The organism is Nocardiopsis sp. RV163, assembly GCF_001029525.1.
GTDB classification, from domain to species: domain Bacteria; phylum Actinomycetota; class Actinomycetes; order Streptosporangiales; family Streptosporangiaceae; genus Nocardiopsis; species Nocardiopsis dassonvillei.
Genome location: NZ_LEKI01000026.1, coordinates 13,751 through 27,306 on the forward strand (window position 1 = coordinate 13,751; position 13,556 = coordinate 27,306).

Below are 13,556 nucleotides of genomic sequence, written 5' to 3' on the forward strand. Positions count from 1 at the left end.
AAGCAACCACCCCGGGCTACGGGAGTCGGGGGGTGTACAGGCACCTCTTCGGGTCCTGGAATCTGCTGATCATCGGTTTGGCCACGTCTCTGGCGGCGAACGGGGTGATGGCCTGTCCCACGGCGTGATCACCAGGGAATGCGTAGGTTCCCTGGTTGCTCGGCGTGCAGGGTGATGTACATGTTCGAGGACCCCGGCGTCGAGCTCCTTGGCTCGATCGGTGGGCGTAGCAACAACGGGCAGGGCCCCTTGCGCACGATCGGACGAACCCGGGTGAAGGAACTCCACCACGTGTGCGTTCGAGTGCTCGTCGAAGCCTGTGAAGGACCCGTGCTGGGCACCGGGTTGCTGGTGTGCCGAACCTGCGGTCGGCGGATGGACGCGCACCGGGTCAACGGCCGGCCGGGGTACCGGCGCCGCCACGGCTACAACAGTTCCCGCCCGCGCGGATCCACGCGGGCGAAGAGTCTCTACGTCCGGGAGGATCGGGCGCTGGCCGCGCTTACGGCATGGTTTCCCGACAGCGGCCCGCTCGACATCGTTCGGCATCTGCGTAGGCACGACCTGGTGGTCCTGTGCGACGCGGTGACGTGGGAGCCCGTACGGGCCGAGAACGACGAAGGCCCGACCCCGAGCGCTCTCACCGAGTCGCTTGGGTCGGGCCCGCACCCCTTTATGGGGTGATTCTGTGTCCGAGGGGGGACTTGAACCCCCACAGCCTTAACGGCCACTAGCACCTCAAGCTAGCGCGTCTACCTATTCCGCCACCCGGACCGGGTGTGCTCGGCGCTCCCGCGCCGGACACGTCAACCATAGCAAAGGTCGAACACCGCGCGAACCATGTTTTCCGCCGGTGGAAGACATGGCAGGGTCGGTGGAACAGTAGGGCGACAAGGTGCGGCTGGACGGGAGCGTCAGATGGCGGAGCCAGGCAGGGAACTGAGCGCGGCCGAGGTCGAGGTGGTCGACCTGTGCCGGGAGCTCATCGAGTTCGACACCTCCAACTACGGCGACCACTCGGGACCCGGGGAGCGCAAGGCGGCCGAGTACGTGGCGGCCAAGCTCGACGAGGTCGGGGTCGAGTCGAGGATCTACGAGAAGCACCCGGGGCGCAGCAACGTCGTCGCCCGGATCACGGGGGAGGACTCCAGCCGTCCCCCGCTGCTCATCCACGGCCACCTCGACGTCGTTCCGGCGGCCCCGGAGGACTGGACCCACCACCCCTTCGCGGGCGAGGTCGCCGACGACTGCGTGTGGGGCCGCGGCGCGGTCGACATGAAGGACATGAACGCGATGGTCCTGGCGATGCTGCGCCAGCGCCTGCGCGAGGGCCGCCGTCCCCCGCGCGACATCGTGCTGGCCTTCCTCGCCGACGAGGAGGCCGGGGGCACCTGGGGAGCCCAGTACCTGGTCGACGAGCACCCCGACCTGTTCGCCGACTGCGACTCGGCGATCAGCGAGGTCGGCGGCTTCTCGTTCACGGTCAAGGAGAACCGGCGGCTCTACCTCATCGAGACCGCCGAGAAGGGCATCGCCTGGATGAAGCTGACCGCGCGCGGTACCGCCGGGCACGGTTCGATGGTCAACAGCGACAACGCCGTCACCGAACTGGCGGCGGCCGTCGCCCGGCTGGGTGAGCACCGGTTCCCCGTCCAGCTCACGCCGACCGTGCGGACCTTCCTGGAGGAGATCTGCGAGGAGTTCGGCATCCCCTTCGACGAACGGGACGCGGACGCCGCGGTCGCCCGCCTGGGCCCCATCGCTCGCATGATCGGCGCCACCCTGCGCAACACCCTCAACCCCACGGTCCTGGGCGGCGGCTACAAGGCCAACGTCATCCCGGGCGAGGCCACCGCCCAGGTGGACGGCCGCTTCCTGCCGGGCACCGAGGACGCGTACTTCGCCGAGATCGACCGGCTGCTGGGCCCCAAGGTCAGCCGCGAGTTCATCCACCACCTGCCCGCTGTGGAGACCTCCTTCGACGGCGGCCTGGTCAGCGCCATGTCGGAGTCGCTGCTGGCCGAGGACCCCGGGGCCAAGGCCGTCCCCTACTGCCTCTCCGGGGGGACGGACGCCAAGAGCTTCTCGCGCCTGGGGGTGCGCAACTACGGTTTCGCCCCCCTCCAACTGCCCCCGGAGCTGGACTTCGCGGGCATGTTCCACGGGGTGGACGAGCGCGTCCCGCTCGAGGGCCTCCGGTTCGGGGTCCGCGTCCTGGACCGTTTCGTCGGGTTGAGCTGACCCCGGGCGCTTTGCCCCGTCCCTCAGCCGGACCGCGCCGAGAACTTTTTCGGCGCGGTTCGCCATTCGGCTTTCAGTCACCGAACGTGATGTTAGTGTTGCTGTGAGTTCGACGGTGCTCGTCTCCCCGCCCGCCTTCGCGGGCGCGGAACGACACCGGCGTGCGACCGTGGCGGGACCACCGCACGGGACCGTCCAGTGGCAGTGAAACGGGGGGCATCCATGGTGCTCGCGGGCAAGGAGTGGCTGGTCTCCAGTCGCGCTGCCCGCATTGCCCTGAGCCCCGCCCGGCTGCTGCTCCTGTCCGGCATCGTCGCCGTCGCATGGCTGGCCGGGGGGATCGGTGTCGCCCACGGCGAGACCGCCCCCGAGTCCGGTGGCCTGGTCGACCGCGTGCTGGAGGTCGGCGACGGGACCGGACGCGCCGGACAGGCCGCCGCCGAGGAGATCCGCGGCGCCCGCCTCTCCGACGCCACGGCCCGCACCGCTTCGGCCACGGAGTCGCTCACCGACACCGTGGTCCCCCAGACGGCCGCTCTTCCCGCCGAGACCCTGCACGGGGCCGGCGTGACCGCGGCCCTGGAACGGACCGGGACCGGATCCGCCGCCAACAGGGCGGTCGAGGACACCAGCCGGGCCGTCGACGAGACCGCGCGCGGCGCGGGCGACCTCGTCGGGGGCATCGCCCGCAGGGGCCACGACGTGGTGGAGTCCACCGACCGCTCGCTGCGTGACAGCAGCCTGGTGGGCACGGTCTCCGGGGGTCTGGCCGAGTCCACCCGCGCCGTGCGGGACCGGATCGGCGGCTCCGCGGGCACCGCGACGCCGCTCGGCCTGCCCGTCCTCGGCGGCGCCGGCGAACTCTCCCCGACCGCTCCCGCGCCCAAGCGCTCCGCGTCCGAAGAGGACGAGGGCTCCGGCGCGGAACGCGACGGGGACCGCACCGGCGGGGCGACGGCCGTCCACGCTCCAGTGGACCCGTCCGTCTGGCACCGGGTCGCCGACGAGGGCGCCGACCGGGCGCCGGGCGACGACGACCCCGGTGAGCGCATCCGCCTCATCGCGGGCGGCGGGTACCACCAGGCCGGAGCGGACGCCACCGGCGCCGCGTCTCCGTCCTTCCCCGCGCCCGGTGCCGCCGGGTTCCTGACGGCCCGGGCCGACCACCTGGCTCCCCGGGCCCAGCGGGTCGCCCTTCCCGGTGACCCCACCCTGGTTGTCCGCGACGCCGCGGACGACCCCTCCTTCGCTCCCGACTAGCCGCGTCTTCCACGACCGCGGCCGGTCCGTGCGCTCCTCTGCGCGCAGCCGCCTCGCCGAATCCGGCGGGCGTGCCTTCTCCCCGGCTTACCCGGAGCACGAAGCTCTCCGTCCGCGGTCCACGAGCAGCTGGCCGATCTTTCTCGTTGACCAAAGGACACGCGATGACCTACGACACGCACGCCCGTATCGCCGCACTGGTGGCCGCGGGATTCTTCACCGCCGCCGGTGCCGGAGTGGCCTACGCCGACACCACCACCAGCGGAAACGGCTCCATCCTCGGCGGTAACCAGATCGTGGCCGACCTGGACGTCCCCATCAACGCCTGCGGTAACGCGATCGCCGTCCTCGGCGTCGCGGGCGCCCAGTGCACCGGCAGCGGTGCCGCGGTGCAGGACGACAGCTCCACCTGGACGCCCGAGAAGCCCGAGGTGCCCGAGACCCCCGACGAGTCCGAGAAGCCGGAGACCCCGGAGAACCCCGAGAAGCCCGGTTACGGCGAGGAGCCGGGTGACGGAGGGCATGACGGCGGGGGCCACGACGGCGGCTACGACGGCGGTGGTCACGACGGCGGTGGTCACGACGGCGGTCACGACGACGGCTACGGCGGCGGCGACCACGGCGGCGGCGGTGGCCACGACGGTGGCGGCGACCACGGTGGCGGCGGTGGCGGCGACCACGGCGGCGGTGACAACGGCGGTGGCGGCGGCACGCCCGAGGAGCCCGTCTCCCCGCCCGCAGCGGACCAGGAGCCCCCGGCCCCTGAGCTCGCCAGGACCGGCACCGACGGCAGCGCCCTGAGCGGTCTGCTCGCGAGCGCCGCCGCCGCGATCGCCGCGGGCGCCGGACTGCTCCTGTTCGGCAGGCGCCGCGCCCGCGCCTGACCTCCGGCCTCCCGGGCCGTTCGCGGCCCGGGGGCTGACGCGAGTCCCGTAGCACCGGCCAAGGCCATGTGCGCGGGGTTCACGTCAGCCGCCGCCCTCAGGGGCGGGGCTGATGGACGGGGTGCGCGCGTTCCGCCGCAACCAGCGGAGCGGGACCGCGGCGCACTCTCCCAGCACCGGCAGCACGCACCTCCCAGGTGCGAGGCGGACCGGAAGGGGACCCCGGCCTTGGCCGAAGGCCCGCACCCCACCCAGGGGCGTGGAACGGCCTGTGGCCCGAGCACACACCTTCTCATCGACTCATCGACATGCTTGAAAGGACCTCCCACATGCGTAAGTGGGTCAGCACATCCGCGAAGTCGGTGCTCCTGACAGCGGGCTTCGTCGCGCTGGGCAGCGGAGTGGCCTTCGCGGACAGCCAGGCCGTCACGAGCGGCAACGGCTCCCTGCTGGGCGGCAACCAGGCGGTCGTGAACGGGGACGTCCCCGTGAACGTCTCCGGCAACGCGATCAGCGCCGTCCTGGGCACGGCGGGCGCCAGCGGCACCGACACCGGCGCGGCCGTGGTCGACCACCAGCACGGACCCGACGCGGCCACCTCCGGCAACGGCTCCGCGGTCGGCGGCAACCAGCTTGTCGTGGACGGCGAGATCCCCGTGAACGTCTCGGGCAACGCCATCGCCGCCGTGGCCGGGATCGCGGGCGCCAGCGCGACCGACACGGGCGCCGCGGTGGTCGAGCACCAGCACGGCCGCCGTCACCACCACCACGGCCCCGACGCCGCCACCTCCGGCAACGGCTCCCTGCTGGGCGGCAACCAGGCCGTGGTCGACCTGGACGTGCCGGTCAACGTCGCGGGCAACGCCATCGGCGCGGTCGGCGGCGTGGCCGGTGCCGCGGCCACCGACACCGGAGCCCTGGTGCACGACGGCCACGGCCACGGGCACCGCGAGCACCACTCCGCGCCCGCCGAGTACACCGCCATGGACCTGGTGAACGAGGCCGCGGGGAACGCCACCATCCTGCCGCTGCCGGACACCTCCGGCGTGGACGCCGGCGTGCTGCGCCAGTCGGCGCCCCGTGAGCACCAGTCGGCCCCGCGCGAGCACCAGTCCATCGCGACCTCCGGCAACGGATCGCTGGTGGGCGGCAACCAGGCCGTGGTCGACCTGGACGTGCCGGTCAACGTCGCGGGCAACGCCATCGGCGCGGTCGGCGGCGTGGCGGGCGCGGCCTCCACCGACACCGGAGCCCTGGTGCTGGAGGAGGAAGAGGAGGTCGTCACCTCGGGCAACGGCTCCGCGGTCGGCGGAAACCAGCTTGTCGCGGACGGCGACGTCCCGGTCAACGCCTCCGGCAACGCCGTCGCGGCGGTCGCGAGCCTGGCCGGCGCCAGCAGCACCGACGACGGGGCCGCGGTCGTGCACCAGAGCGCCCCCGAGGCCCAGTCCAGCGCCCTGGACGCCCTGCCCCTGGTGGAGGAGCTGCCCGAGGTCCCGGTCTCGGACATGCTGCCCGTCGAGTACGAGGTGAGCGAGACCACCCGTCAGGCCGTGGAGCAGCACGCTCCCGAGCACGCCGACAAGCTGCCCGAGTCCGCCCCCGTGGGTGTGGCCGACCCGGTCAACGAGCTGCTCGGCGCCGCGGGCGTGGGCCTGTAACGACAGAACAGGGGATCGCGCCCGCGACCGCGCGGGCCCGGGGGAGCACGGCGTCCCGTTCCGTGAGGAACGCGGTGGACTGCGGGGTGCCGTATCCCACAGGGCGGCGTCGGACACGGAGCGCGATCCCGGACCGGCACAGCGCGTGCCGTACGCGTCGACGGGCCACGACGACCCGCCTCCGCACTCCCGTTCCGTGAGGAACGCGGTGGACTGCGGGAGCGCGGAGGAGCTGGCCGTCAGCCCGTGACGCGAGCCGAGTCCTCCCGGGAATATCCGGGAGGACTCGCCGCATTCTGGGGAAAACGGGCGCTCGGCCGTCACCAAGTGTGACCGAAGTCACTCGCAGGGGTCGTTACTGGTGCTCGTCAGAGGCGGTGCTGGCCAACCGGCCCACGTTGCCGGGGCGGCTCACGTACGCTACGGACCGGTACCGGTTCGGGAAGCGCTTATTCTGCGGGTGCCGGTGGGCGTGGACCGGGTGTCCACCCAGAGCGACGGGGCCCTCACCCGTAGAGGGCGCAGTCCCTGCCGCCCACCGACGGGGGAGTGCCTGGAGTTTCGGTTACTGTCGGTTCCCAGGGGCTTTCGACAGACCGCGGCCGGAAAGATCACGTAGGGCTAGACGTAGGGGAAGAGCGTGCCACCCACGAAGGGCAGCGCCGGCAAGAACGGCTCGAAGGACAGCGGACGACAGGGGGCGGGCACCGCCCTCGTCATCGTCGAGTCACCGGCCAAGGCGAAGACCATCGCCGGTTATCTGGGGCGCGGCTACGTCGTTGAGTCCAGCATCGGCCACATCCGCGACATGCCCAACAAGGCCGCCGAGATCCCCGCCAAGTACAAGGGGCAGGCGTGGGCCCGGCTCGGGGTGGACGTCGACGGCGACTTCGAGCCGCTCTACGTGGTCAACACCGACAAGAAGGCGCACGTCAAGAAGCTCAAGGAGCTCATGGCCGACGCCGACGAACTCCTCCTCGCCACGGATGAGGACCGCGAGGGCGAGGCGATCGCCTGGCACCTGATGGAGGAGCTCAAGCCCCGCATCCCCGTCCGCCGCATGGTGTTCAACGAGATCACCAAGGACGCCATCCAGCGCGCGGCCCTCAACACCCGCGACCTGAACACCCGCCTGGTCAACGCACAGGAGACCCGGCGCATCCTGGACCGCCTCTACGGCTACGAGGTCTCCCCCGTGCTGTGGAAGAAGGTCATGCCCAAGCTCTCGGCGGGCCGCGTGCAGTCCGTGGCCACCCGGCTGGTGGTCGAGCGCGAACGCGAGCGCATGGCGTTCACCTCCGCCGAGTACTGGGACCTCAAGGCCCTCTTCGACGCCACCGAGGCCGGTGTCGCCGAAGGCCCCGCCACCTTCCCCGCCGCCCTGGTCTCCGTGGACGGCGCCCGCGTCGCCGCGGGCCGCGACTTCACCCCGCAGGGCGCGCTGCGCTCGGACCGCCCCGTCCGCCAGTTGGACGAGGCCGCTGCGCGCGGCCTCGCCGAGCGCCTGGCCGGCGCCGGGTTCTCGGTCTCCTCGGTGGAGCGCAAGCCCTACCGCCGCTCGCCCTACGCGCCGTTCCGCACCACCACCCTGCAGCAGGAGGCCTCCCGCAAGCTCGGCCTGTCGGCCAAGCAGACCATGCAGGTCGCCCAGCGGCTGTACGAGAACGGCTACATCACCTACATGCGTACCGACAGCACCACGCTGTCGGACAACGCGGTCAAGGCCGCCCGCTCCCAGGTGCGCAGCCTCTACGGCGGCGACTACCTGCCCGACAAGCCGCGCGTGTACGCCAAGAAGGTCAAGAACGCCCAGGAGGCGCACGAGGCGATCCGCCCGTCCGGCGACACCTTCCGCACGCCAGCCCAGACCGGCCTGTCCGGCCCCGAGTTCCGGCTCTACGAGCTGGTCTGGAAGCGCACCGTCGCCTCCCAGATGAAGGACGCGGTCGGCGAGTCCGTCACCGTGCGCATCGAGGGCACCTCCTCCGACGGCGAGGTCGCCGAGTTCAGCGCGACCGGCAAGGTCATCACCTTCCACGGGTTCCTCAAGGCCTACGTGGAGGGCTCCGACGACCCGGCCGCCGACCTGGACGACCGCGAGCGCCGCCTGCCCGCGATGTCGGAGGGCGACCCGCTCAAGGCCCAGAACCTGGAGGCCGAGGGGCACAGCACCCGGCCGCCCGCGCGCTACACCGAGGCCAGCCTGGTCAAGGAGCTGGAGGAGCGCGAGATCGGCCGCCCCTCCACCTACGCCTCTATCCTCGGCACCATCCAGGACCGCGGCTACGTGTTCAAGAAGGGCACGGCGCTGGTGCCGTCCTTCCTGGCCTTCGCCGTGGTGCAACTGCTGGAGCGGCACTTCGGCAACCTGGTGGACTACGAGTTCACCGCGCACATGGAGGACGTGCTCGACGACATCGCCCGGGGCGAGGCCGAGAGCCTGCCGTGGCTGCGCCGCTTCTACTTCGGCGGCGAGGACACCGAGGGCCACCGGGAGACCGGGCTCAAGGAACTGGTCAGCGACCACCTCTCCGACATCGACCCCAAGGAGATCAGCTCCCTGCCGCTGCCCGGCACCGACATCGTGCTGCGGGTGGGGCGCTACGGCCCCTACCTGGACCGGGACGGCGTGCGGGTGAACGTGCCCGAGGACCTGGCGCCGGACGAGCTGACCGTAGACAAGGCCGAGGAGCTGTTCGCCCAGCCCAGCGGCGACCGGGAGCTGGGCACCGACCCCGAGACCGGCCGCGTCGTCGTGGCCAAGACCGGGCGGTTCGGCCCCTACGTCACCGAGGTGATCGAGGAGCCGCAGGAGGCCGAGGAGGGCAGGGCCAAGACCAGGGCCAAGGCCAAGGTCAAGCCGCGCACCAGCTCGCTGCTCAAGTCGATGAGCCTGGACACCGTCACCCTGGAGGACGCGCTGAGCCTGCTGTCGCTGCCGCGCGTGGTCGGCCAGATCGACGGCGAGGACGTCACCGCGCAGAACGGCCGGTTCGGCCCCTACATCAAGAAGGGCACCGACAGCCGCTCCCTGGAGACCGAGGAGCAGATGTTCACGGTCACCCTGGAGCAGGCCGCGGCGCTGTTCGCCCAGCCCAAGCAGCGCGGCCGCCGCGCCGCCGCCCCGCCGCTGCGCGAGCTGGGTGAGGACCCGGCCTCGGGCGCCAAGATGGTGATCAAGGACGGCCGGTTCGGCCCCTACGTCACCGACGGGGAGGTCAACGCCTCCCTGCGCAAGGGCGACGAGGTGGAGTCGATCACCGACCAGCGGGCCGCAGAGCTGCTGGCCGAGCGCCGTGCCAAGGCGCCCGCCAAGAAGAAGCCCGCGGCCAAGAAGCCCGCCGCGAAGAAGACCGGCACGGCGGCGAAGAAGACCGGCACGACGGCCAAGAAGGCGTCCACCTCCACGACGGCCAAGAAGGCGTCCACCTCCACGACGGCCGCCAAGAAGTCCCCGGCCGGGAGGACCGGCTCCTCCGACTCCGCCGCCCCGGAGGAATAGGCGCGGGCAACAGGCGCGGAGGACAACGAGGCGCGGGGCGCGGCGGAGCGTCCGGGATTCGTCTCCCGGGCCCCGGCGCGCGTAGGCTCACCCGGACACCCCCGCCGGGGTGTCCGGGTGGGCGGTCCCCCGCGTGTTCACCCCGGGTGGGCGCACACTCACCCCTGTGCGGGAGCAGTCTTCCGTACTACGCTTGGCAGGACTCGCGGGGACACGGAAACGTGCGTGGTCCCCGGAGTTATCCAACGATTCTGAGGCGGTTCCGTGACCCGCCGTTCCCTCTCCCCCTCACCGATAATCTTGAGCGCTATGAGCAGATCTGCACCCCTGGGAGCGCCGGCCGAGGCGCGCAACGTTCTTGCGATCACACCCTTCCGAAGGCTGTGGATCTCTCTCTCCCTCTCCAGCCTGGGCGACTGGCTCAGCCTGCTGGCACTGGTGTCCCTGGCGACGGTCTTCACCGCCGACGGATCCCAGCTCGTCCAGTACCTGGCCGTCAGCGGCGTCGTGGCGATCAAGCTCGTCCCGTCGATCCTGTTCAGCCCCCTGGTCGGGGCGGTCGCCGACCGCCTCGACCGCAGGTGGACGATGGTGGTCGGCGACGTCCTGCGCGGCGTGCTGTACGTCTCCATCCCCGTCGTGGGCCTCCTCTTCCCGGGCTTCGCCCTGGAGTGGCTGCTCATCGCCACCCTCCTGGCCGAGGCCGTAGCCCTGTTCTGGACCCCGGCCAAGGACGCCACGGTCCCCAACCTGGTGCCCCGCAAGCTGCTGGGTCAGGCCAACCGGCTGAGTCTGCTCACCGCCTACGGCACCGCGCCCGTCGCGGCGCTGCTGTTCGCCGCGCTCGCCTCGGTCAGCAACGTGCTCGGAGCGTTGCTGCCCTCCATGGCCAGCCCCGAGGCCGACGTCGCCCTCTACCTCAACGGCCTCACCTTCGTCGTCGCGGCGGTCGTCGTCGCCGGGCTGCCGATCCCCAAGCACAAGCCCTCCAAGGACGCGGAGAGCGACACCCGTGACAGCGGCATCCTGCGCGCGCTGGGGACCGGTCGGCGCCACGCGGGCGGCACGCCCCGCGTGCGCGGCCTGGTTCCGGGCATGCTCTGCGTCCTCGCCGCCGGGGGCGCGGTCATCGGTGTCGGCCGCGTGCACGTCGAGGGCTTGGGCGCGGGCAACGCAGGTTTCGGCGTGGTCTTCGCCGCTGTCTTCGCGGGCACGGCCCTGGGCACGGTCGCCGGGCCGCGCGTCCTCAAGCAGTTCAGCCGCAGTCGGCTGTTCGGCCTGAGCATCGCCCTCGCCGGGCTGGCCCTGCTGTTCGCCGGGGCCGTCGCCGACATGGTGCTCACCGCCGTCCTCACCGCGCTGCTCGGCGTGGGCGCGGGTATCGCCTGCGTGACCGGCCTGGCGGTGTTCGACCGCGAGGTGGAGGACGAGCACCGGGGCTCCGCCTTCGCCTTCCTGCACGGCGCCGCCCGCGTCACCCTGGTCGGCGCCGCGGTACTCGCCCCGCTGGCCGCCGGGCTCATCGGCGGTTACCGGATCCCGGTCGGCCCGCTGAGCTACGACCTGCGCGGCAGCGGTCTCGTCCTCATGCTCTCCGGCCTTGCCGTCCTGGTCGTGGCGCTGGTCTGCTACCGGCGGATGAACCGCCGGGACGACCCCGAGGCCGGTCCCGGCCTGCTCCCGGAACTGTTCGCGGCGCTGCGCGGCGTCGCGATCGCGCCGGAGCAGGACGAGGAGTCCAAGCCCGCGGGCGCGTTCATCGTCGTCGAGGGCGGCGAGGGCGCGGGCAAGTCCACCCAGGTGCGCGAGCTGACGGTGTGGCTGCGCGACCAGGGCTTCGAGGTGGTCGGCACCCGCCAGCCGGGCGCGACCAAGCTCGGCATGCGCCTGCGCGGCCTGCTCTTGGACCGGGAGAACTCGCACATCACCCCGCGCGCCGAGGTGCTGCTCTACGCGGCGGACAAGGCCGACCACGTCCAGCAGGAGATCCTGCCCGCCCTGCGGCGCGGCGCGGTCGTCATCAGCGACCGCTACGTGGACTCCCTGCTGGCCTACCAGGGCTCGGGGCGCGACCTGTCCTCGGACGAGATCCGCCGGATCAGCGACTGGGCCACGCAGGACCTGGTCCCGGACCTGACGGTGCTGCTCGACGTGCGGCCCGAGGACGGCCTGTCCCGCCTGGGCGGTCCGGCCGACCGCATCGAGGGCGAGCCGGCGGAGTTCCACGACCGGGTCCGCCGGGGCTTCCTGGAGCTGGCCCGGGCCGCGCCCGAGCGCTACCTGGTGCTCGACGCCCGCGAGCCGCAGGACAGGATCACCCGCGAGATCCAGCGCCGGGTGCGCTCCCTGCTGCCCGACCCGGTCCCGAGCGGCTCAGAGGCCGTCACCGGCATGATCCCGGTGATCAGGAACGACGAGGTCGAACAGGGCTGAGGCCGAGGCGGCCGTGCCGTACGACGCACCGAGGGCTCCCTGCTCCCGTCCGGGGGAGGGGGCCCTCGTCCGTGTCCGGGCGGGTCCCGCCCGGGTGAGGCGGAGCGCTCCCGGCGCTCCGACGGGGGAGGCCGGCCTGTGGACAACGGCCCGGACGTCGCCGCCGACTCCTATCCTGAAGACCGAAGCACCAGCGGTGGGAGGGAAGCATGACGGTCTTCGACGACCTCATCGGCCAGCGGTCCACGGTGGGCCAGCTCCAGCGGGCCGTCGCCGGGGCCGCCGACCTCGTCTCCGGAGGACCGGGCACGGGGATGACCCACGCCTGGCTGTTCACCGGGCCGCCCGGCTCGGGCCGGTCGGAGGCCGCCCGGGCCTTCGCGGCCGCCCTCCAGTGCCCGGACGGCGGCTGCGGGCACTGCGGCTCCTGTCACCAGACCCTCGCCGGGACCCACCCCGACGTGCTGTACGTGCGGCCCAGCGGGCTGAGCTTCGGCGTGGCCGCCACCCGCGACCTCGTGCTGCGCGCGGGCTCCAAGCCCTCCGGCGGGCGGTTCCGGATCGTACTGTTCGAGGACGCCGACCGCGCCACCGAGGCCGCCTCCAACGCCCTGCTCAAGGCGGTGGAGGAGCCCTCGCCGCGCACCGTGTGGCTGCTGTGCACCCCCACCCCCGACGACCTGCTCGTCACCATCCGCTCGCGCTGCCGCATGGTCACCCTGGCCACGCCCGGCACCCCGGAACTGGTGGACGCCCTCGTCCAGCGGGACGGGATCGACGCCGAGACGGCCCGCGCGGCGGCGGTCGCCGCCTCCGGGCGGATCGACCGGGCCCGGCAGTTGGCCACCGACCCCGAGGCGCGCAGACGCAGGGAAGAGGTGCTGTCCATCCCCGCCCGGCTCGACGGGCTCGGCGCGTGCGTCACCTCCGCCGCCCGGCTCTACGAGATCGCCGAGGAGGAGTCCAAGGCCCTCACCACGGCGCTCGACGAGAAGGAGAGGGAGGAGTTGCGGGCCGCGTTCGGCGAGGGCTCCACGGGCAAGGGCGTGGCCAAGGCGATGCGCGGCTCCGCGGGCGCGATGAAGGACCTGGAGGAGCGGCAGAAGCGCCGCGCCACCCGCATCAAGCGCGACTCCTACGACCGCGCACTGCTCGACCTTGTCGCGTTCTACCGGGACGCGCTCACCCTCCAGTTGGGCGCGGGTGTGGAGCTGTCCACGGCCGAGCGCTCCGGCGACCTGGAGCGCGTCGCCCGCTCCAGCACACCGGAGTCCACGCTGCGCAGGATCGACGCCATCATGGAGTGCCGCGAGCGCATAGCCGCGAACGTGCACCCCCAGATCGCGATGGAGGCCATGACCTCCGCCCTCCTGGCCGGATAGGCGACCCCCCGCGGCCTCGCGCCGGGCGCGGCCCTCCGCGCGAACCCGTCACGGGACGGTGCGGCGGCCCCGCGCCGGTGCGGGGAGGGGCCGGGCACCTCCCCGCGGCGGGAGAAACACGAGTTCGAACGGCGCGGGCCGCGCCGGTCGTGGAGAATGGATCGGCGCCGACGGCACGTCGGTCGCGGTCGGA

The 13,556-nt window shown here is 72.6% G+C and carries 8 protein-coding genes and 1 tRNA gene; 8 read left to right on the forward strand and 1 reads right to left on the reverse strand.

Annotation, left to right across the window (positions count from 1 at the left end):
• The first annotated feature begins 180 nt into the window (after positions 1 to 180).
• Complete coding sequence (locus tag ABD54_RS07485) at positions 181 to 684, forward strand: hypothetical protein (protein WP_152692017.1); 504 nt, start codon at positions 181 to 183, stop codon at positions 682 to 684.
• Positions 685 to 689: 5 nt separating this feature from the next.
• On the opposite strand, the gene ABD54_RS07490 is transcribed toward ABD54_RS07485, so the two are convergent.
• Positions 690 to 774 (reverse strand) — tRNA-Leu (locus ABD54_RS07490).
• Between the two features lie 144 nt (positions 775 to 918).
• Here ABD54_RS07490 and ABD54_RS07495 point away from each other — a divergent pair.
• From ABD54_RS07495 to ABD54_RS07525, 7 genes are all read left to right on the forward strand, one after another.
• The gene (locus ABD54_RS07495) at positions 919 to 2,241 is read left to right on the forward strand and encodes a M20/M25/M40 family metallo-hydrolase (protein ID WP_047868689.1); all 1,323 of its coding nucleotides are present in this window, start codon (positions 919 to 921) and stop codon (positions 2,239 to 2,241) included.
• Positions 2,242 to 2,463: 222 nt separating this feature from the next.
• A complete protein-coding gene (locus tag ABD54_RS07500) occupies positions 2,464 to 3,501 on the forward strand; it encodes a hypothetical protein (RefSeq protein WP_047868690.1) in 1,038 nt (345 codons plus the stop codon).
• Positions 3,502 to 3,665: 164 nt separating this feature from the next.
• The gene (locus ABD54_RS07505) at positions 3,666 to 4,385 is read left to right on the forward strand and encodes a chaplin (RefSeq protein ID WP_047868691.1); all 720 of its coding nucleotides are present in this window, start codon (positions 3,666 to 3,668) and stop codon (positions 4,383 to 4,385) included.
• Positions 4,386 to 4,714: 329 nt separating this feature from the next.
• Positions 4,715 to 6,046, forward strand: a complete 1,332-nt coding sequence (locus tag ABD54_RS07510; protein ID WP_047868692.1) for a hypothetical protein — start codon at positions 4,715 to 4,717, stop codon at positions 6,044 to 6,046.
• Between the two features lie 640 nt (positions 6,047 to 6,686).
• On the forward strand, positions 6,687 to 9,548 hold the full coding sequence (gene topA, locus ABD54_RS07515; protein ID WP_047868693.1) for a type I DNA topoisomerase: 2,862 nt from the start codon (positions 6,687 to 6,689) through the stop codon (positions 9,546 to 9,548).
• A gap of 309 nt (positions 9,549 to 9,857) precedes the next feature.
• Positions 9,858 to 11,981: a dTMP kinase gene (gene tmk, locus ABD54_RS07520; RefSeq protein WP_047868694.1), complete on the forward strand. Its 2,124-nt coding sequence runs from the start codon at positions 9,858 to 9,860 to the stop codon at positions 11,979 to 11,981.
• Between the two features lie 209 nt (positions 11,982 to 12,190).
• The gene (locus tag ABD54_RS07525) at positions 12,191 to 13,363 is read left to right on the forward strand and encodes a DNA polymerase III subunit delta' (protein WP_047868695.1); all 1,173 of its coding nucleotides are present in this window, start codon (positions 12,191 to 12,193) and stop codon (positions 13,361 to 13,363) included.
• Positions 13,364 to 13,556 lie beyond the last annotated feature (193 nt).

Coding starts and splice junctions, on each gene's coding strand:
- ABD54_RS07495 (WP_047868689.1), top strand. CDS start 919: ATGGCGGAGCCAGGCAGGGAACTGAGCGCGGCCGAGGTCGAGGTGGTC.
- ABD54_RS07505 (WP_047868691.1), top strand. CDS start 3,666: ATGACCTACGACACGCACGCCCGTATCGCCGCACTGGTGGCCGCGGGA.
- ABD54_RS07510 (WP_047868692.1), top strand. CDS start 4,715: ATGCGTAAGTGGGTCAGCACATCCGCGAAGTCGGTGCTCCTGACAGCG.
- ABD54_RS07500 (WP_047868690.1), top strand. CDS start 2,464: ATGGTGCTCGCGGGCAAGGAGTGGCTGGTCTCCAGTCGCGCTGCCCGC.
- ABD54_RS07525 (WP_047868695.1), top strand. CDS start 12,191: ATGACGGTCTTCGACGACCTCATCGGCCAGCGGTCCACGGTGGGCCAG.
- ABD54_RS07485 (WP_152692017.1), top strand. CDS start 181: ATGTTCGAGGACCCCGGCGTCGAGCTCCTTGGCTCGATCGGTGGGCGT.
- tmk (WP_047868694.1), top strand. CDS start 9,858: ATGAGCAGATCTGCACCCCTGGGAGCGCCGGCCGAGGCGCGCAACGTT.